Consider the following 18827-nt stretch of genomic DNA (forward strand, 5'->3'; position numbering starts at 1 on the left):
CCACGAAATCCCCCTCTAAGCGTTCACACGTTCAGAGTTCACCCTGTTAAACTTCCAGAAGGGAACCCTGTTTAACGGGGTGAACCTGTAAACGGTTACTATCCCAGTTTGCCCTTTAGCCTGTAGACATAAGCCAGAACCTCAGCCACCGCTTGAAATAAAGCAGAAGGTATTTCACTGCCAATCTCAACCATTCTGTAAAGATCTTGAGCCAATCCCTTGTTTTCAACGATAGGTATGTCATGCTCTTTAGCCAGCGCCTTAATCCTTTCGGCTACCAGTTCCGATCCTTTGGCAACAACCTGCGGCGCGTTCATGACAGCGCGGTCATACCTAATGGCCAGAGCGAGGCGGACCGGGTTTGTCACCACGACGTCGGCCTTGGGCACTTCCTGCATCATACGTCTTCTAGCCATCTCCAGTTGAATCCTTCTGATCCTTGATTTGATGAGCGGATCACCTTCGCTCCGCTTGAATTCTTCTTTAACCTCATGCTTGGTCATTTTCAATTGCTGTTCAAACTGCCATTTCTGAAAGGCATAGTCGAGGACAGCCAAAAAGATCATAACCACACAAACCCGGAGAAAGATTTTCAAGATGACCTTTAAGATATATAAGGCGATCGCTGCGACGCCCATCCCTCCAAGGTCCAAAAACCGGTCCATCTCTCCTTTAACCGTCCAGTAGGCGATGACGCCAACTATGGCAAGCTTTGCCACGGACTTAAACAGCTCCATAAAGGATTGTTTGGAAAAGAGCCGTCCCAAGCCCTTGAGGGGACTTATTTTGGAAAACTTCGGAATAACCGGCTCAAAGGTAAACATCACACCCACCTGAAGAAAATTCGATAAGGCAGCAACTATGACCCCGGCTGCCATCACTGGGACCACTATTATGACAAAGCTTTGCACGACATCCTGACCAAAAACCAAAAGCCCCGATAAGCCCAAAGTGGGCTGCGAGACCATGGAAAGGCTTTTTTCCATCACGGACCTTATGTGACCGTACATAAAGGAGCCAAACAGATAAAGCGTTGAAAGCCCGGCCAAGAGCACAGCCACGGAGCTCACCTCACGGCTTTTCGCAACCTGTCCCTTTTTTCTTGCGTCAGACCGCTTTTTGCCGGTCGGTTTTTCGGTTTTGTCCTGGAAATCCCCTTCTGCCAATGTTTACACCCTCACCAAATTCATTACGATCCTCAACACGCCTTCAAATTCCACAAGATACCGTTTCGTGAAGCAAAGCAGGACTTCCAATGAAAGGCCAAAAAAGAACAGCCCAACAACTATCTTTAGCGGGAAAGCAACAATAAGAATGTTCATCTGTGGCACCACCCTGGCAATGATGCCAAATGAAGCGCTTGTCAAAAGCAGCGCAGTTATGGCCGGAGCGCCCACTTTGATGGACATCGCAAACATATCCGCTGAAACCTCTAGCATCCTGCTAAAGAGTCCATCATGCAAACCCAATGACCCCACCTCGACAACAGAGAAGCTATCAACCAGCGTCTTTAGTAAAATATGGTGGCCATTCAGGAGCAAAAAAAACAAAATGGCAATCCAATAGCCTAACATGGCCAAAATAGAACCCTGCGCCCCTGACTCGGGATCAAGAACGTTAGCAATAGCAAATCCCATCTGAAACCCGATGAGCTGCGCCCCTAACTGGACCCCGGCAAAAAACAATCGCAGGATCAAACCAAGAACAAGCCCAAAAACCAACTCGGAAAGGATAAGCCTTACGACAGCCAGAAGGCCTTCCGGAAACAGGTTTGGATCCGGATGAACTACCGGAAAGAGGACGATGCTAATCAGCAAGGCGAGTCCTGCCTTGACAGCGTTTGGCTGCATGCGCCCTCCAAAAATAGGCAACATAAACAGTACAACAATGATCCGGATCAGAATCAGAACAAATGATTTGAATTGCTCAGGTGAAAGGCCAAGAAGGTCCATTATGCCACCATTTCATTATTCCACTGTCATCTAATATATATCGGTATTTGTGTGATACAGTTTTGTCCGAAGTCAATCAGTTGCTGTAGCATCCAGTTAGAGAAAAACAGGAGGCCCAAAAGCACAACCAGTATTTTGGGAACAAAGGTCAAAGTCATTTCCTGGATCTGTGTGACAGCCTGAAAGATGCTTACCGCCAACCCCACGATAAGCCCAAGGCCCAGCATCGGCATTGCGACCAGAATCGTCACCTTGATAGCTTCTTGAGTAAATCCGACAACAAATTCCGGAGTCATATCACCCGCTCACAAAACTCTTAACCAGAGAACCCACAATCAAGTGCCACCCGTCCATCAAAACGAATAGAATGAGTTTGAACGGCATGGATATCATTATCGGTGGCAGCATCATCATCCCCATTGAAAGAAGAACACTCGCGATTACCATATCAATGATCAAGAATGGCACATAAAGAAAAAACCCAATGATAAAAGCTGTCTTAAGTTCACTCACAACAAAGGCGGGTATCAAAACAGAAGAAGGAATATCTTGCGACGTGTTTGGTTTGTCCAACTTAGCCATATTCACAAATAGCGCCAGATCCTTTTCTCGCGTTTGCCTGAACATAAACCGGCGGACCGGAGCCATGGCCGCCTCGAGCGCCTCAGCTTGCGATATCTCTTCATTCATATACGGCTTGATAGCCTTGTCGTTAACCTGTTGCCACACCGGCATCATGATGAAAAAAGTCAGAAACAAGGCGAGGCCAATCATGATTTGGTTTGGCGGCATCTGGTGAGTGCCCAATGCATGTCTTAAAAACGAAAAGGCCACAGCCAGCCTTGTGAACGAAGTCATTAGAATCAAAATAGCCGGCGCCAGGGAAAGCACGGTAAGCAATGCAACAACCTGAAGCAACACTGAGACCTGTTCCGGGTTTTCTGCCTGTCCAATGCCCACCTGGAGCGATGGAAGCGGAACAGACGCACAAAAGGCGATAGCAGGAATTATCAGCAATAGTGCAAAATAAAAAATGAAAACGGTGTGTCGGTTCACTTTGCGTTTCTTATTTTGCATCTTCCAATCGATCCTATCTCTCAGTTGATCTGGCTTTGCCTTTCAGGGACGACGTCAGCAATTTCTCGAAAAGACCACGGCCCGCCTGAAGGGGCTTTGCGCCTTCAATCCTTTCAAGGGCCTCTGATTTTGCAATTCTTGCTAAACAAGTTATGTTTTCAGGAGTGATGCCGATCACCAGCTTTTCACCTGCCACGTCAATCAAGACAATTCGCTCTTTAGGAGTAACATGATAGGACGACAGCATCTTGATGAGTTGTCCCTGCCCTGAGCTATCTCTTAGATACAGAAATCGCTTCATGAGAAAGAGAACAAGTATCAAGACTCCGATAACAATACACAACATGGCCAGAGTCTTGAGGCCGGCCCCCCAGAGGTCAGGTTGAATCATCTGCGATGTTTCTCTTAACCCGTCCAAGTGATCTAATTCCTTATCTAGCCGCCTTGTATGAAATTGCGCGGCAATTCCGTCTATGCCAGTTTCTTGACTCTCTCAATGGGACTAATAATATCAGTCAGCCTTATGCCAAATTTCTCATTGATAACTACTACCTCGCCACGTGCGAATAACTTGCGATTCACATAGACATCCATTGACTCGTCGGCAAGCTTTGTCAACTCGACAATTGAACCTTGTCCCAACCGGAGCAAATCATTGACGAGCATCTGCGTTCGGCCCAATTCAACCGACACCTCCAGCGGAATGTCGAGGATAAAGTCCAAACCCCTGCCCCCGTCAGGCTCATCCCTTCCCCCCTGTGCGTTAGCGGCTTCAGCCGTCTCCAGAGAAGTATCCGGGCTCCTCTCATCCTTTTGCTCCTCCACTGTTGAATCGTTTCCGGATCCAACGCTATCAACATCGTCTTGCGACATATCGGACATAGGTCACTCCTTAAAATTTGTCAGATATTATATCTCACCCATTAGGTTCAGTTTCTCTATCCTAATAGCCCGACTGCCCCTCATGATACCCGGACGTCCCTCAAGTTTCGGAACACCTTGAACCGTGCAAATCAGGTGTTGGGTTGCATATTGCTCAAGCTGAATCACATCGCCAACCTTGACATCAAGCAGCCTCTCTGCCGTAATTTTCGCTGTGCCCAGCTCGACAACCACATCGACCGTCGTCTCGCGAATCCTCTCGTGCAGGCGCCTTTCCCATTTCGCATCCATACTATTCACTTGATCGCCCTGCAGGCCTCCACAGAACTTGTTACGAATTGGCTCGATAGTGGAATACGGAATGCACACACTCATATTTCCCCCTATCCCCTCGATATCGATATTGAAACGATTCACTATAACCAGGTCGCCGGGCATCACTATTGTGGCAAACTCTGGATTGACCTCTGAACGCACATACGTCATTTTAACCTTAAAAATGCGCTCCCACGCTGCGGCGAGATCCTCCAGGCAGATCCTGACGGCTTTCCGAATCATGGCGTTCTCTATGGGTGTGAAGTCCCGCCCTTCAATCTTCACCTGTTCTGTCCCTTTGCCGCCAAAATAGCATTCAATCAGACTAAAAACCAAACGACCGTCCAAAACAACGAGGGCCTGTCCCACGAGAGGGTCAACTCGAAAGATGTGGAGACTTGTGGGGACAGGCAGGGAAAGACGATAATCTTCGAACTTGACCATATCAACCGGCTCTGCCTCAATATCTACGGTTTTCCGGACCATGGCAGAAAGGTCGGTCCGGAAAGTCGTGGCGAATCGCTCCGTAACCATCCCAAAACTCGGCATTCGGTTACGGAGCATCTGTTCCTGACGAGTAAAATCATATGCGACGACAACATCTTCAGACTCAGGGCTATCCGGTTCAGTCTCAATCTCGCCACTTGAGACCCCCTTTAGTAAGCTATCGACTTCTTCCTGTGATAAAACGTTTGACATGAGTCACTCCACCACCCCTTTACTGCACGACAAACTCCGTAAAGTACAGTGTCCGGATAGCGCCCCCTTTTAGAGTTTGATTGATCCGGGCAATCAACTCACTTCGGAGTTGAATCTTTCCACCCGGCGTACTGATATCATCAAAGGACTTGCTTGCCAGCAGCAAGAGAATTGCGTCCCTTAACTGAGAGCCACGTTCTGCAAGCTCTTGTTCGAGAGCTTCGCTGTCAACCTCGAGTTCGAGTTTTGTCTTAAGATATCGCTTGCCCTGCTGACCGATTAAATTAATAATAAAAGGCTTCATTTCATAAATGATCCTGGCCCCGGGTGAGCTTTCAGCGGTTTCCGCGCTCTCTTCAATCGTCTCGCCGTCCTGTGCCGAGAATTTTTCAGCCAAAAAGAATTTCCATCCTGCAAAGCCGCCTCCGAGCAATAGGACTAGTGCGACTCCTATAACAATGAACTTCTTGGAGGAGCCTTTCTGGTCCCCTCCTGCACCTTCACTTTCATTAACCGACAGGTTTTCTTCTTCTGCCATGTTGCGCTCCTTTCAGTCACGATCCCTGCAGGCTTGTAGAGCCTTTCACAAAAGCCTCTTCAATTTTCATTTCGATAATCATTACCCCAAAAATGTTTTCTTGTAATCCATAGACAGCCAAAACTATATCCTCTTTAGGATAATCTCCACCCTCCTGTTTTTCTCGCGTCCCTGTCTTGTGCTGTTGGAAAATCGCGGCCTCAAATCGCCGTATCCTCCAACGGCAAGTCGTTTGGGCGAAAGGCCTCTATCTTGCACAAAATATCCGTGCACGTTTAAGGCTCGATAAAAAGAAAGCTCCCAGTTGGAACGGTAGCGCCCGCTGCGCATTGGAATATTGTCTGCATGCCCCATAATGAGCACCTCGTTGGAAACGCCACCGAGCAATTTAGCAATTGTATCGAGTAACGGAAATATGGCTGCTTTGATCTCAGCCGCACCGGAGTCAAACAGCACATTTGCCATAATTGTAATGACAACGCCCCGTTCATCTTCTGAGACATCCATAACACTGCTCAAGCCTCCAAGGCCTTCACCGGTTTCCCGGCCACGGCCTATGCCAAGGAGGCCTTCCAGTGTCTCCAGGCTCCCGACTTCTGTTTCCTGGCGCTTTCCTAACAACTCGTCCAGCCGATTATTCAGAGCGCTAAGCATCGACAGGTCACCGCATTTTGAAGAAACAATTTCACCTTGCTCTTTAATGGGCTTTATCGCCGCCAAATCAGAAAACTCCATAACACCAAGGCCACTCTCAAAAACACTAAAGAGAGAGCGCAGGGCCTTCGCGTCCATGGATGACATGGTCAGAAGCATCACAAAGAACGTTAACAAAAGCATCAGCAGGTCCCCGAAGGTGACCATCCACATGGTGGTATCTGTCTTGACATCATTTTCGTTGTTGTTTTTCCCCATGCCCTGCCCGCCTAATCAAAGATGCTAAACACAAATCGCTTGAAAACGACGAATCCGGATTGGCCCTTCTGAATAATCTCTTTAAGCTTTCCAGTTGAACTGTGCGCCAGGATAATATCAACCCTGCTGTTTTGCGCCCTTGTCTGTCTTGTCTCGTTGCTTGCAACCGGTCTATGCTCTCCGCAGCCATAGGCTGTCAGGCGTGACGGAAGGACCTTGCCAACGACCACAAAAAACTTTAAGACCTCAAATGCCCTCAGAGATGAAAGCTGCCAGTTGGAACGTACGGATTTCTCATCCGGAGGTCTGCTGTCCGTATGCCCGGTGATCTCAACAGGGTATCCTTCCTCATTGATGATCTTACAAAGTCTCTTCAAAAAATCGTAGCCTGCAGGCTTGATTTTGTAGCTTGCTTCGTCGAAAAGCACCCGGTCCTGTATACTGATTACCTCCCCCTTCGGCATTGTTCGTGTGGCGACAGATCTGGTGTCTGGCTTGTCCAGATCAGGTATCTCCATTGACTCTGCTCGACGCGAAGCCATGGGGACCTGGGTTGCGGAAATCAGTCTCACCTCTCCCTCCTTAGAAGCAGAAAGCCCGCCCGGTAAAATCCCAAAGCTTCCTATCAATGAACCCAATGCCGCAAGGGTCTTCCTCTCATCAACAACGGCAATCGAATTAAGCACGATAAAAAATGCCAGGAGAATAATAAAGAGGCTGACAATCAAGACCCTTATACCAGCCTGGCTGGGACCGCCCTCAGATTGTCTTTTTTCCCGTTTTATTTCACCTGACATTTGACTCAATTCCTATTGGGTCTCTGCTTCCCGCTGGTTTGGAGGGAGAAACGCCATAAGCTTCTGCTCCACGATGCGAGGGTTTTCTCCGTTTGAAAGACAAATCACGCCCTCAAGCATCAACTCCTTGACCAGGACTTCCTCGCTGCTGCGGGTTTTGAGCTTGCCGGCAATTGGCATACAAAGAAGGTTGGCCGCAACCGCGCCGTAGAAGGTAGTCAAAAGGGCCACAGCCATGGCCGGTCCGATGGAGCTCGGATCACTCATAGACTGCAACATCTGCACAAGACCGATGAGGGTGCCGACCATACCGAGCGCCGGAGCATAAGTCCCCATGGTCGTAAAGATCTCTGCGCCGAGTTTGTGCCGATCCCGCACATAGGAAATCTCGGTTTCAAGGATTTCTCTGATCGAGGCAGGCTCCAGCCCGTCGATCGAGAGTTGAAGACCCTTCTGCAGAAACTCCTCATCAATGTTTTTTACCTCAGACTCCAAGGCAAGAATCCCTTCGCGACGGGCCTTGTTGGAAAACTCGCCAAATTGGTTGATGATATCCTTTGCCGGCGATACCTTTGAAAAAAAGACATTCCTCACAACCCCGATTACACCCAGTACTTCTTTCAAAGGGTAGTTGATCATGGTCGTGCCGAGGGTTCCACCGGCCACGATCATCAGGGAAGGAGCATTGACAAAGAGGCCGAGGCCTCCGCCCATAAAAATGGCCACAAGCACAAGGCCAAAGGCAGAAGCAATTCCGAGAACGGTTGCAATGTCCATGTTTGTTCCCCTGTAATATAGTGTGATCTCAACTTAAGGATCACAGCAACCTTTGTGCCACTTCGATCAAATGGCTGGTGTGAGTGATCAATGGGAGGTAGTTAGCAGGACGAAAACGGTAAGAGCATTAGAGACATGACTTGAATATCTTTTAAATCCATATACTTTTATGGCTAACTTGCAAGAGGCCCGCCTGTTTGAGAAGCAATGAATTCCGTTGTGAATGACACCATCGCGTTTTCTGACAGACAAAGCGTGTCAAATGGGAAAGGTCCTGTCAATCTGTTGACGTGTTGAGGAAGTGGTGATTGGTCGTTGGTCGCTTGTCATTGGTCATTGAAGATCGTAGATATGCTGTACACTTCCTCACCTGCTCACTTTCCCACTTTCTCAGTTCCTAACTATGCGGCTTTCCTGTTATATACAAGGTGTTGATCCATTTCCCGGACCTTTTTTGCAACCCGTTTCAATATAGACCTGCACTCTGCCATTTCTCTCAGGCCATACCTGGACCGAGCGTGGACCAGGCCGGCAATATTGAAGATCTCGTTGTACAAATACGGCTGGTACAAAGGATCCTGGCGAAGAAAAAAAAGGACTTGCGTTAATACTGTATGGATTTCCTGCTGGTGTCTGCCCGCCTTCTCAAACAGCCTTTTGAGCCGCTTCTGCACTGACCGCAAAGAACTGACCCACCGAGGGCTTCGGGCTTCAAACTCAGGCCAGGGCCTGGGCGACCTGCTCCGCTTCAGGGTGTCAACAAAGTGTTCCAGGCTTCCCTCTATTGAGCTCAGAAGCCCCTTGTCAATGACTTGAGTCCAGGTAACCTCTTTGCTTCCCTTAATGATTGCCCCTCCGCCGTAAAGGTTATAAACAGGAATGTCGCATTGTTTCAGGTCATTTTCCAGATCCCTCAGTGCGGTTATATAGGCCAGGTCCGAATAGATAGTCTTGCCTTCCCTGTTTTTCATCACGATGTGGCGCTTGGGGTCAAAACGGAATGTATTTCCACATGCGAGGTGACCAGCCACATGGGTTTTGTCCCCTGGCCAGGCAAAGTCATATCCCACGAGAAGGATCTGGCTCACGCCGCACCACCTGAGAAACCGGGTCAAGGCAACTCCAACGCTTCCCCCGCTCCTTAAGACCAGTTCCCGATCCCGCGGCATGTATGTGCCCAACCCCCAAACGGTCCAAAAGGGAAGGGTCTGGCCAGGATAGGCCCTCACTACCTCAGGAGCTACCTTGCAGGAATAGATGAGAGGGATGTCTTTGGCCCATTGCATATCCAGCCGATCATAAACCCTTTTCATGGCCATAGTGTAATCAATGGCAAGGCACAAATGGGGTTTAAGCCCATGCACTTGCAGGGCTGGCAGGGTTTGCAGGCCACAGGCGTGGAGGGCATAGCCCGGGTTTTCTGCCAGGAGCGGGGCAAATCTTGCCAAAGACGGACCTGCGCCGTGAATGACTGCCGTCAGCCCCCGGCCCTGGTTTTCAAGAGCCAAAAGGCTTCCGTCTTGAATCGCCCGGCCGAAATTCTTGAGTTCGTTCCTGACCATGACGTCCTGATTTGACCGTAATGTATTCACGTCAGCGCTGAAGTTTTCCAGGATCTCTTTCCAGTGGTTGGCCCAGGTGGCATATTCAGGTCCCAATTGGTGGCTGGGTATGTCAGGCAGAACAAAGATATTTCCGAACACATATTGCAGGTCCAGCTTCCAGACGACTTTGCGCAAAAATTCGAGGTTTGGAGGAACAAACAAGAGCCTGCTCTTCTCAAGAAACGGCCGATAATCGGTCTGGCCCAGACAGGCCAGGAGCATTTCGGCTCTGGGTTCGACCACCAACACCTTGTGAGAATCCGGGCTGTTCGCCAGAACATGATTGATCCCATAGCCCAGGTTACAGCCAATAATCAGAGTGGCGCTTGTCTCCGGCTTGTCCTTGGGAATCCAGTCGCGATACGCGGTCTTTGGACAGATGGCATCGAATAAACCCTTGCCCGAAGGAAGGCGCCAGTCAAGCAGTCCCCACCTGTTGGTCGTGAGGTTCTCACCAAGGTCACGGACCTCAGTTTTCTGACGGGCCAGCCAGCAAAAAACCGGTGCATTCAGTCTTTCCAGGGCCTTCAAATTTGCTTCCAGAAAAGGATGGGCTATCATGGCCACTCATTTCTTACTATCGTTTCAATGCGATGAGTTCCGCCAGCATCTGGTCGGTCACCGTAATGATCTTGGAGTTGGCCTGAAATCCCCGCTGGGTCGTAATCATCCTCACAAATTCCGTGGCAATATCCACGTTCGATTGCTCAAGGGAGTTGGGCGAGATACTGCCCAGGCCGTTGTTTCCAGGAGCGCCGGTAATGGGGTCGCCGCTCAGCCTGGTCTCCCTGAAAAGGTTGCCTCCTTCCTTGTAAAGCCCGTTCTCGTTCTGAAACTTGGCAAGGGCCACCCGGTAGAGGGGAATGACCTCGCCATTGGAGTATTGACCGGTAATGGCGCCGTCCACCCCTACTGTAACAGACTGCAGAGCTCCGGCCCCATACCCGTTGGCCGACTGAAAGGTCGTTGAAGACGCTGTGGAATACTGGGTTGTGGAAAGCGATTCCGGCTCCCAGGTGCTGGTCGTGCTATTGCGGCGGGTCCCTGCATTTAGTTCGATAGTCATGGTTGTGCCGCTGACAAATGATGCGTCAAACGCCAGATAGCCATTGGTTGTAACGCTCTGAGCAGTCCAGCCGAGACCTGCGTCACTCAACGACGCGCCGCCATTGAAAGTGCTCATGGTCCCGCTGGTAATCGTGCCGCTCGTATTGAATGTGAGGGTCCCCCTTGCCAGCAAACCGGTGCCTGGGTCAGCAGCAGTGGTTCTTTGATCCTCGGACGGATTGCAGGTCACAATATACTCCCAGTTATTGGAAGTAGTGGGGTCAAAATAGATGGTAACATCGTGGGTGCTTCCCAGAGAATCGAACACCTTGACGGTTGTCGAATAATCGTAGGCGCTGGTACCCAGAGGTGTTGTTTGGCTCCCGTCCCACGCTTCATGCAAATTTATTGTGTTACTCGTGGAATCGGAATCAAGGTTTGTGATCATAGAAATTCTGTCTGTTTCAGAGGGAGGGGACGTAAACGAAGACAAAGTGATGTCCCCAATAGAACCCGTATTATTTCCGGTTGAGTCCAGCGACCATCCCCTTACTATGTAGCCTGCGGGATTGGTAAAATTGCCGTCCTTGTCAAACTGGAACTCACCGGCCCGCGTATAGAATTCATTGTTTTCATTGTTGGGATCTCTAACCATAAAAAAGCCCTCGCCACCAATGGCAAGATCCGTAGTGGAATCGGTTGATTCAAAAGATCCCTGGGCAAAACTCGATGAAATATCAGCCAGATTCGTGCCACGCCCTACCTGGGCCGTGCCGGCCGTAGTGGCCACGGTCTGGCTCAGCACATCCTGAAAAGTCACCCGGCTTGCCTTGAAACCGACCGTGTTCACATTGGCGATATTGTCGCCAATAACGGTCATGGAATTTCCAAGGGTACTTAGACCACTGATGCCTGAAAAAAGCGCGCTTGAAAGTGACATGTTATCTCCCCTCCTTTTGTCTGGTCATTGGTCACTGGTCACTTGTTCCATCTTCCTCCCTACTGTCTACTCCTTACTGCCCGCTAACCACCGCTCTCCCTGACCTCTACAATGTTGGCAGGTGACACCAGCTTATCCCCGATCATAAAGTAAGGCATACCGCTCACATAGGTCACACCTGTTACCTCTCCGGTGACATAGGCATTGCATCTTACAATGGAACCTTCTTCATCTCTAGCTTCGACCTCAATGGCGTAGACTCCGTCATCGACCATCTCGCCGGAATTATCCCGGCCGTCCCATTCAAGATCGTGCTCACCGGCATCCTTCCAACCCTCATAGGTTTTTCGGACCTCGACCCCCTGCTCGTTGTAGATAGTAAAGGTCACATCGGCCCCGTTCTCCAGTTCATAGGAACTCAAGTCCGTTTGACCGTCCTTTATGCAAATCGTGTTATCATAAGTCTTGACCATCTTTCCCATATAGTCAATGGCGTTGCCGTTCTCCTGAGCCATCAGGGCCCCCTGGATATCTGCGAGGTACTCGTTCATCTTGAATTGCTGCTCAAGGCCGGAAAACTGGGCTAACTGCGCTGTAAAATCCGTGCCCTCCATAGGATTCAAGGGATCTTGATGCTTGAGTTGGGCAACCAGCATAGTCAGAAATTGATTCATCCCGAGGTCGTCCTTGGATTTCGAGCTAACGTCCGGGGTCTGAGAGTAGATTGGTTCAAGAGCTGCTATGGACATGCTATCGCTCCTTTCTCAGTTGGTCATTGGTGACTAGTCACTAGTCATTAGTAACCAATGACTAATAACTAGTGACTCTGTTTCTATGCAAACATATCCAGCAAGGCATTCCCGCGCATATGGCCCGCTGCTGTATCGGCAATCACCGCTTCGCCTTCTGATTCACCAAATGAAGAAGCAGGGCTGTGCCTCCGCAATTGTGCCCCGCTGAGGTCCCTTTGAGCATTGGCCATGGAGTGGCCGAAGTTATGGTTGATTTCAACGTCTATCTTTTGGAGTTCAACACCTTGCTGCACCAGGACATCTCTGAGTTCATGGACATGAGACATCAAGAGTTCTTTTACAGAGTGATGCTCGGCGATCATGGCCACTTTCAATACGTTTTCCTTGAGCGTCATCTCCAGTTGAATGGATCCGAGGTGGGGAGGCTTTAACTGGACACGCACCTGGTTGTCTCCCCTCTTCAGGGCCAGGCCAAGCTGTCTTCCCACTTGATCAACAACGTGCATGGGAATAACTCTGGCTCCTTGCCCTGCAACGGTCTGAGAAACAGGCGCTCGGCCCATCATGGCTTCTCTTCCCAGGAGGGCTGCAGTCCCGCTTTTCTGCTCAGGCGTCTTTTCCGAAGGTTTACTCCGAACAGTATCAGCCAGTCTTTTTATTCCGTGAAAGAACTTGTCCCTTTCTGACCGCAATTCAGCAGGCCCCTCACCCTTGACTGCAGGCTTATTCAACTGCGATGCCACTTCTTTCCAGGCTTCTGCCGTTGGTTCCCCCGCCCGATTACCCTTACCCTTGGGTCCATCATGGGGAAGCCCCTTGAGTGTGCGGGAATAACGGCGCTCCAAGGTGAACTTCGGGCCGTTTTCATTAGATGCCAATAACACGTTGGCCAGAAGCCCCTTTACTTGACTCTCCACCTGATCTTGCGACAAACTCTGTGGCAACAGGCTGCCAATCTTCTCTTCAATGATCCGGACAAATCGTTCCAAAGACACGGGCCCGTCTATTCTGGCCGCCTCTTTTGCCAGGCCCATGCGTGCCAGCATGCCCTTTACTTCCTCAGCGGACTGTTGCTCAAAGTGTTTGGTTCCTTTGGGCAGCTCCTCCGCAATTCCTTCCAGGTTCTGAATGAGATCTTTCAGGTTTAGACCTCCGCCGTCAACCCTTGCCTGGCTGATGACCTTTTTTGCCTGCTGGACATCCAGCCCAAGGCAACGTAACAGGGTCTCCAAATAGGGCAAGGCCGAGACTTCAAGCACAGGATCACTGGCTTTTTTCTCGCACATTCTTCTTAAATCTGCGAGTTTCTCAAAAAGTTCGGTGATTTTGATCTCACGTCCACTATCACCACCAGAAAGTCGTTTGAGAAAGGCTTTTACATCGGATTCCGGGAGGCCCTCGGCCAACAGGAGTTTTTCCAGCCCAGGCAACGCATTGCCAGATAACGAAATGTCCTTTAAGGCAAGGCCGGCAGACAACAACTGGTTCCGGAGCAGATCGAGCCAGTCACGATCAGTATTTGCCCCCTTTGCTCCCTGACGCTTCTTAGGCGAAAAACCTTTTTTCGCAGCATCTAATGTCTGGTCCAGAAACAGCAAAAACAGCTTCCCTGGTTCTCCCTTATTCCCGGTCCTTCCTGCAGCGCCTTGTGGTTGGACGGCGTTCACGTGCTCAAGCAGACAGTCGAGTTTTATTGCTTGCGGATTCATGTTTGTCTTATTTGATCCCTCTGGTTTTCATGGTCGCTGGCTGTGTTTAGAGCAACGAACATGCCAAAAGAGATCGTCTGAGATATTAGCTGGAAAGACAGGAGGTTAGGGAAGCGGCATGCATTTTAGAGCACGAAATACGCGGAAAAGGCTGAAATAATTTCCCCTGCAGAAGGTGTGGAGGAAAATATTTCCCCGGTTTCCCAAGCCGGTAACGGAAACATCCGGGCCCAGGGGACGTGGCTTTGATATGCTAGCCATTTCGACGCCATACCGAACCGAGTATCGCAGAGCCGTCTCACTCTTTCAGCCGTCGTAGCCAAGGCTACTTTGGCGAAGTCGGCGACGAAGCCCGAAGGTAGGTTTTCAATACTAAGGGGATGAAGGTTTTTTCTGCAAGGCGATATCTCTGTTATTGGCACAGGTCTTCGCAGTGGTCAGATACTTATGATTGCTGGCACGGTCTCTTGCTCTTGGCAATAACTTCTTCTAATCATAAGTATATGGCCACGATGTTTGGGCATAATTGATATCGTCTGGAAGAAAAAGCCTTCAGCCCCCGGCACTTGTGGCAACCGCGTTGCCCGAACTTTTTAAGAAGTGACGCCCAAAGGCCCACGTTTTCCATGTGAAATAAAACACTTGACTTTACGAGACTTACCTTCTATTATTTTGTATATGAGATGAGATATCTTCTTAAGGAGACAAGTTAAAGATGGGAGTCAGTCCCACACAACATGTTCAAGTTTTCCCAATTGCAAAAACAACCTCATCTTCCGGGAAACACCCATACATGGCCACTCTTCAACGTCAAGATACAAACGAGATATCTAACGATTTCCGCAAACCCCGTATTCCTCGACCTGCGAAACACCCCACCAGTTTTGAAAAGGGGAGCTTGGTGGACATCTACGCCTGATACCACATGAAAAGAAATCTAAGAGTCATTGGCGCTATGAGTCTGGCGATAGTCCTGAGTTCTGCCGTTTGGGCAATGAACTCTCTGGTCAGTCCGGGCGATATCGAGAAAATGAGAAAAGCAAAGATCAGCGATGCTGTGATTCAAACGCTGATTGCCGAACAAACATGTTCTGTCACAGCCGCTTTTCTAATAACACTAAAGAAATCTGGGGCGGATGATAAGATGCTGGAGGGGGTAATTTTGGCCGACCGATACAAGGACCCTGCCAAGGCGGACCTTTCAGCAAAGCAAATTGAGCTACTGAAAAAAGCGGGTTATTCAGAGGAAATGATACTGAAGCTGTTTCATACCACTCCTGTAAAAAGGGTTGTGGACGAACAAGGCAATGAAAGCGTTGTTTATGGTACAGGTGTGTCTTCCAAACCGGAGGCAACAACTCCGAGCCAATCCCAGGACAGTTTCAATATCTATATCGAAAAAATGGAACGTCCGTAACCCGGATGAACCGGAATTGAAGAATTTAGAATTGAGGAATCCAGGAACTTGCCTCGCCGGCAGGCGGGTTGGCGGAAATTCATGTAATCCCTCAATCCCCTAATCCCTCAATCGCTTAATCCTTCAATTCGTTAATTCCTCAATCCCTGAATCCCTAAATTAGATCCTATACTCATAAACCGAGTTTGGCAAGGCGTTCGCTTATCGCGGCGGCTTTTTCGGACGGCACGTACGGGAGGATTTGCCCCACATTTTCTCCTTTCATTTTGGAAAGCACAGCAATAATGATTTCCATCTCAAGCTTTTCTATAAGGGCGGCAGCTTTTTTCGGAGGCATTGTCGTATATATCTTGATCAGGTGCTTGATCCTTTTGTCTTGAAGGATCTTCTTTTCGTCGAGTTTGCTCTGTATGGCATCCTGTATTTTCGTTAATTTGACAAACTTTTCATCGAGTTCCTGTTTCAGCGCTTCTATCCGTTTCCGTTCCTCTTTGAGCCGTTCTCCTTCTTTCTCCAGTTGAGCGCGTTTCTGTTCAAGGGTTTCCGGAGTTATTACGGTCTTTGCCGCACCCGCCTTGAAGTACTTGTCAATATCTTGATTGATCCCTTTCAAGTGGGCTTCAAGCGAGGCGATCTCCTTCTGGAGCTCGGTCAGGTCTGGCACATCAGGAGGCGCTTGGCTCGCTGTGTCTGGCGGTGGCCCTGATGTCCGATTCTCTGTGCGGCTTGCCTTATCATCCTTTGCCAACGCTGCAGCACTTTCCCAAATAGGCGCTGAAAGAGTGGGGTTTTTTGTGCATACAAATATGGTGGTCAAGCCTAACTTGACAATAAGAAAGCACAACAGTGTTATCAATGCATAAGATCTTATGGGTGAGCGTTTACTGCTCATACTATTTGCCTTCCCTTAAAACTCACACGAGCCTCGCCTCAGGCTGACAAGTTCATCTGCCGCCTTTTGTTCTGCCCGGTTAATCCTTTGCAGATGCTTTGTGTATTCGCTTTGCCTTACCCACTCCAGAGTCTCTTTCTTGATCCGTTCGGCTTCAGCAGCCTGGTGCTTTTCTTTAACTGTTCTGCCGATCCCGACCAAACGTTCGTTTTCGGATTCAATCCTATCGCTCAATCCTTGCAAATAGTCAGTATAGATTCGATATCGACTCGCCTTCATCCCTTCTGCCTGTCGAGAGTCAAGCTCAGTTGCGGCATCCTTTTTGCTCTGCTGCATTTCCTGGATTCTTTTCTTGGTCTCAAAAAGGTCCTGTTTTGCCCTGGCCAGCTCTATCAGGGCGAGCCGTTCAAGGTATTGTCTATATCGAATGACAGGTTCAAGCTTGAATTTAAACCGCTTCATGATCGACGTCTTCAAACAACTTCTTCAACCTCCTGATTCCGACTTCAAATGATACCTTTTCAGTAATGTCTTGCCTCAGAAATGCATTAATCCTTTCAATCATCTTTTTGGCATAATCTATCTTTGGGTCACTGCCATCCACATAGGCGCCGATCGATATGAGATCTTCGACATCACGATACGTGGCCATGATCTCCGTGACCTTCCGGAAAAGTTTCATATGTTGTGGATCAACAATCTCCCTCATGACCCTGCTGACACTGGCAAGGACGTCTATGGCTGGGTAATAACCTCTATTTGCCAGATTCCTTGAAAGCACGATATGGCCGTCCACAACCGAGCGGACTGCATCTCCCACCGGATCATTCATATCATCGCCTTCCACCAGAACGGTATATATGCCCGTTATGGCTCCCTTGCCCTCAATGCTTCCCGCGCGTTCAAGAAGCTTGGGGAGCTGGGCAAAAAAAGATGGGGTATAACCTCTTACTGTGGGGGGTTCTCCAACAGCCAGGCCAATATCGCGTGAAGACATTGCAAATCTTGTAATGGAGTCCATGACCAAAAGCACGTCCATGCTCCGATCCCTGAAGTATTCCGCAAGGGTGGTCGCCATGTGCGCCCCACGCATTCTAATCAATGGAGACATATCAGAAGTTACCGCCACAACAATAGATTTCCGCAGCCCTTCCTGGCCGAGAGTCTGTTCAACAAAGTCCTTTACTTCCCGCCCCCGTTCTCCAATCATGGCAACAACGCTAACGTCGGCCTTGGTATGTCGCGCCATCATCCCCATGAGAACACTTTTGCCGACACCTGAGCCCGACATTATTGCCACCCGCTGCCCCTTGCCAATCGTTATCAGAGTATTGAGCGCGCCAATGCCCACATCGGCCACTTCGGCTATACAACGCCGGTTCATAGGATTAATCACCTGGCCGTACAGGGGATAGTGAATCGTCGAAGGAATCGGGCCACGTCCATCAATAGGTTCACCAAAACCGTTCACCACTCTTCCCAAATAAGCATCCCCCACCGGGACGTATGGCCGCTCATGCACAAGGACGATCTTGCATCCCGGGCTGATCCCCCTCATTTCTCCGTACGGCATCAACATTATTCTACGATCCTTAAAGCCGACCACTTCGCCCAGAACATCTTCCCCTTCCGCATTCCGAATACTGCAAGTACACCCCACACCCATGCCCGGACCGTGGCCTTCTGCAATAAGTCCGGTTACTTTAACAACCCTGCCTTCGGCCGTTATGCACCGGCTGGAATTTACGGCATCTACATATTGGTTCCAGTTCACGACTGACGATTCACCATTTGTGCGTTCTCTTCTTCAAAGGTCTGCATGACTGCCGCTGTAATCTTCTCCAACTGGCTCTCCAGCCGGGCGTCAACATGGCCAAAGGCTGTTTCCATAGCACAACCACCCGGACTGATGGAGGGATCAGGTTCCATTGTTATGGATTTCAAGTCGGTTATGCGATCAAAAAACTCCGGTCTCAGCTCTTTTACATATTCGATGTCTTCGGGGCTGACCTTGACCGTCACCTCTGATCGATCTGCCACAAGGTTTAAGGCCTCAAAAATGGTTTCACGAATAATGCCACGGTCTATCTCGACTCTTCCGCGGACGATCTTTTCGGCAATGCGGCAAACCAGATCCAATGTCTCTTTCTCGTGAAGTTTGATGAACTCCTGCTTGTAGGCAACTATCTCCTGCAAGGCCTGATGGATCCGTTCCAAGACCTTCTCGAGTTTCTTGGTTCCCATCTCCTGGCCGTCTTTCTCGCCCTGGGCAAACCCTTTTTCATAGGAATCCCGTTCAATCGAGCTTGCCTTATTCTTGGCTTCAGCCACAACCTCCTCCGCTCTTGCCGCAGCTTTGCCTGCAACCTCTTTGGCGCTTTCTCTACCACCTGAGGACATATACTGAAACACATCAACTTCGCCGTTATCACTGTCGCAGAAGGCTTCAAAAACGCAACTATCAGTTTTGGAGGCCGAAGAAGAACCCGGGCCATCAAAACACTCCATTTGATATGC

At 49.5% G+C, this 18827-nt stretch carries 20 protein-coding genes; 1 reads left to right on the forward strand and 19 read right to left on the reverse strand.

Features of this window, described 5'->3' with window-relative positions:
• Nucleotides 1-98: 98 nt before the first annotated feature.
• The 15 genes from flhB to JW883_14610 form a co-directional block, all read right to left on the reverse strand.
• The gene (gene flhB, locus JW883_14540; GenBank protein ID MBN1843484.1) at nt 99-1166 is read right to left on the reverse strand and encodes a flagellar biosynthesis protein FlhB; all 1068 of its coding nucleotides are present in this window, start codon (nt 1164-1166) and stop codon (nt 99-101) included.
• Nucleotides 1167-1169: 3 nt separating this feature from the next.
• Nucleotides 1170-1952, reverse strand: a complete 783-nt coding sequence (gene fliR, locus JW883_14545; GenBank protein ID MBN1843485.1) for a flagellar biosynthetic protein FliR — start codon at nt 1950-1952, stop codon at nt 1170-1172.
• A gap of 26 nt (nt 1953-1978) precedes the next feature.
• Nucleotides 1979-2248: a flagellar biosynthesis protein FliQ gene (fliQ, locus tag JW883_14550; protein ID MBN1843486.1), complete on the reverse strand. Its 270-nt coding sequence runs from the start codon at nt 2246-2248 to the stop codon at nt 1979-1981.
• Nucleotide 2249: 1 nt separating this feature from the next.
• Nucleotides 2250-3029 carry a flagellar type III secretion system pore protein FliP gene (fliP, locus tag JW883_14555; protein MBN1843487.1) on the reverse strand — a complete coding sequence of 260 codons (780 nt, stop codon included), beginning with the start codon at nt 3027-3029 and terminating at the stop codon, nt 2250-2252.
• 13 nt (nt 3030-3042) lie between these two features.
• The gene (gene fliO, locus JW883_14560; GenBank protein MBN1843488.1) at nt 3043-3420 is read right to left on the reverse strand and encodes a flagellar biosynthetic protein FliO; all 378 of its coding nucleotides are present in this window, start codon (nt 3418-3420) and stop codon (nt 3043-3045) included.
• A gap of 80 nt (nt 3421-3500) precedes the next feature.
• Nucleotides 3501-3902 (reverse strand): flagellar motor switch protein FliN, encoded by a 402-nt coding sequence (fliN, locus tag JW883_14565; protein ID MBN1843489.1) that lies wholly within the window; start codon nt 3900-3902, stop codon nt 3501-3503.
• A gap of 36 nt (nt 3903-3938) precedes the next feature.
• Nucleotides 3939-4925 (reverse strand): flagellar motor switch protein FliM, encoded by a 987-nt coding sequence (fliM, locus tag JW883_14570; protein MBN1843490.1) that lies wholly within the window; start codon nt 4923-4925, stop codon nt 3939-3941.
• A 19-nt stretch (nt 4926-4944) separates the two neighbouring features.
• Entirely contained in the window at nt 4945-5463 is a 519-nt protein-coding gene (locus tag JW883_14575; GenBank protein ID MBN1843491.1) for a flagellar basal body-associated FliL family protein, read from the reverse strand.
• 123 nt (nt 5464-5586) lie between these two features.
• Nucleotides 5587-6375 (reverse strand): OmpA family protein, encoded by a 789-nt coding sequence (locus JW883_14580; protein MBN1843492.1) that lies wholly within the window; start codon nt 6373-6375, stop codon nt 5587-5589.
• 11 nt (nt 6376-6386) lie between these two features.
• Nucleotides 6387-7172 (reverse strand): flagellar motor protein MotB, encoded by a 786-nt coding sequence (locus JW883_14585; protein MBN1843493.1) that lies wholly within the window; start codon nt 7170-7172, stop codon nt 6387-6389.
• Nucleotides 7173-7184: 12 nt separating this feature from the next.
• The gene (locus tag JW883_14590; GenBank protein MBN1843494.1) at nt 7185-7949 is read right to left on the reverse strand and encodes a MotA/TolQ/ExbB proton channel family protein; all 765 of its coding nucleotides are present in this window, start codon (nt 7947-7949) and stop codon (nt 7185-7187) included.
• Nucleotides 7950-8350: 401 nt separating this feature from the next.
• Complete coding sequence (locus JW883_14595) at nt 8351-10114, reverse strand: motility associated factor glycosyltransferase family protein (protein MBN1843495.1); 1764 nt, start codon at nt 10112-10114, stop codon at nt 8351-8353.
• Between the two features lie 16 nt (nt 10115-10130).
• Complete coding sequence (locus tag JW883_14600; protein ID MBN1843496.1) at nt 10131-11540, reverse strand: flagellar hook protein FlgE; 1410 nt, start codon at nt 11538-11540, stop codon at nt 10131-10133.
• Nucleotides 11541-11623: 83 nt separating this feature from the next.
• Entirely contained in the window at nt 11624-12289 is a 666-nt protein-coding gene (locus tag JW883_14605) for a flagellar hook assembly protein FlgD (GenBank protein ID MBN1843497.1), read from the reverse strand.
• A gap of 83 nt (nt 12290-12372) precedes the next feature.
• Nucleotides 12373-14001 (reverse strand): flagellar hook-length control protein FliK, encoded by a 1629-nt coding sequence (locus JW883_14610; protein MBN1843498.1) that lies wholly within the window; start codon nt 13999-14001, stop codon nt 12373-12375.
• A gap of 925 nt (nt 14002-14926) precedes the next feature.
• Here JW883_14610 and JW883_14615 point away from each other — a divergent pair.
• A complete protein-coding gene (locus JW883_14615; GenBank protein MBN1843499.1) occupies nt 14927-15418 on the forward strand; it encodes a hypothetical protein in 492 nt (163 codons plus the stop codon).
• Between the two features lie 172 nt (nt 15419-15590).
• On the opposite strand, the gene JW883_14620 is transcribed toward JW883_14615, so the two are convergent.
• The 4 genes from JW883_14620 to JW883_14635 are packed head-to-tail and all read right to left on the reverse strand — an operon-like array spanning nt 15591 to nt 18818.
• On the reverse strand, nt 15591-16310 hold the full coding sequence (locus tag JW883_14620; GenBank protein MBN1843500.1) for a hypothetical protein: 720 nt from the start codon (nt 16308-16310) through the stop codon (nt 15591-15593).
• Nucleotides 16311-16325: 15 nt separating this feature from the next.
• On the reverse strand, nt 16326-16772 hold the full coding sequence (fliJ, locus tag JW883_14625) for a flagellar export protein FliJ (protein MBN1843501.1): 447 nt from the start codon (nt 16770-16772) through the stop codon (nt 16326-16328).
• Nucleotides 16759-18084: a FliI/YscN family ATPase gene (locus tag JW883_14630; GenBank protein ID MBN1843502.1), complete on the reverse strand. Its 1326-nt coding sequence runs from the start codon at nt 18082-18084 to the stop codon at nt 16759-16761. The genes fliJ and JW883_14630 overlap by 14 nt, the downstream gene beginning before the upstream one ends.
• On the reverse strand, nt 18081-18818 hold the full coding sequence (locus JW883_14635) for a hypothetical protein (GenBank protein MBN1843503.1): 738 nt from the start codon (nt 18816-18818) through the stop codon (nt 18081-18083). Before JW883_14635 ends, JW883_14630 begins: the two co-directional genes overlap by 4 nt.
• Nucleotides 18819-18827 lie beyond the last annotated feature (9 nt).

The sequence above is a fragment of the Deltaproteobacteria bacterium genome (assembly GCA_016930875.1).
Taxonomy (GTDB): Bacteria; Desulfobacterota; Desulfobacteria; order Desulfobacterales.

Excerpts from the sequence above, each read along its gene's own strand:
- fliR (MBN1843485.1), bottom strand. The coding sequence starts at position 1,952 with ATGGACCTTCTTGGCCTTTCACCTGAGCAATTCAAATCATTTGTTCTG.
- fliQ (MBN1843486.1), bottom strand. The coding sequence starts at position 2,248 with ATGACTCCGGAATTTGTTGTCGGATTTACTCAAGAAGCTATCAAGGTG.
- fliP (MBN1843487.1), bottom strand. The coding sequence starts at position 3,029 with ATGCAAAATAAGAAACGCAAAGTGAACCGACACACCGTTTTCATTTTT.
- fliO (MBN1843488.1), bottom strand. The coding sequence starts at position 3,420 with ATGATTCAACCTGACCTCTGGGGGGCCGGCCTCAAGACTCTGGCCATG.
- fliN (MBN1843489.1), bottom strand. The coding sequence starts at position 3,902 with ATGTCGCAAGACGATGTTGATAGCGTTGGATCCGGAAACGATTCAACA.
- fliM (MBN1843490.1), bottom strand. The coding sequence starts at position 4,925 with ATGTCAAACGTTTTATCACAGGAAGAAGTCGATAGCTTACTAAAGGGG.
- JW883_14575 (MBN1843491.1), bottom strand. The coding sequence starts at position 5,463 with ATGGCAGAAGAAGAAAACCTGTCGGTTAATGAAAGTGAAGGTGCAGGA.
- JW883_14580 (MBN1843492.1), bottom strand. The coding sequence starts at position 6,375 with ATGGGGAAAAACAACAACGAAAATGATGTCAAGACAGATACCACCATG.
- JW883_14585 (MBN1843493.1), bottom strand. The coding sequence starts at position 7,172 with ATGTCAGGTGAAATAAAACGGGAAAAAAGACAATCTGAGGGCGGTCCC.
- JW883_14590 (MBN1843494.1), bottom strand. The coding sequence starts at position 7,949 with ATGGACATTGCAACCGTTCTCGGAATTGCTTCTGCCTTTGGCCTTGTG.
- JW883_14595 (MBN1843495.1), bottom strand. The coding sequence starts at position 10,114 with ATGATAGCCCATCCTTTTCTGGAAGCAAATTTGAAGGCCCTGGAAAGA.
- JW883_14600 (MBN1843496.1), bottom strand. The coding sequence starts at position 11,540 with ATGTCACTTTCAAGCGCGCTTTTTTCAGGCATCAGTGGTCTAAGTACC.
- JW883_14605 (MBN1843497.1), bottom strand. The coding sequence starts at position 12,289 with ATGTCCATAGCAGCTCTTGAACCAATCTACTCTCAGACCCCGGACGTT.
- JW883_14610 (MBN1843498.1), bottom strand. The coding sequence starts at position 14,001 with ATGAATCCGCAAGCAATAAAACTCGACTGTCTGCTTGAGCACGTGAAC.
- JW883_14615 (MBN1843499.1), top strand. The coding sequence starts at position 14,927 with ATGAAAAGAAATCTAAGAGTCATTGGCGCTATGAGTCTGGCGATAGTC.
- JW883_14620 (MBN1843500.1), bottom strand. The coding sequence starts at position 16,310 with ATGAGCAGTAAACGCTCACCCATAAGATCTTATGCATTGATAACACTG.
- fliJ (MBN1843501.1), bottom strand. The coding sequence starts at position 16,772 with ATGAAGCGGTTTAAATTCAAGCTTGAACCTGTCATTCGATATAGACAA.
- JW883_14635 (MBN1843503.1), bottom strand. The coding sequence starts at position 18,818 with ATGGAGTGTTTTGATGGCCCGGGTTCTTCTTCGGCCTCCAAAACTGAT.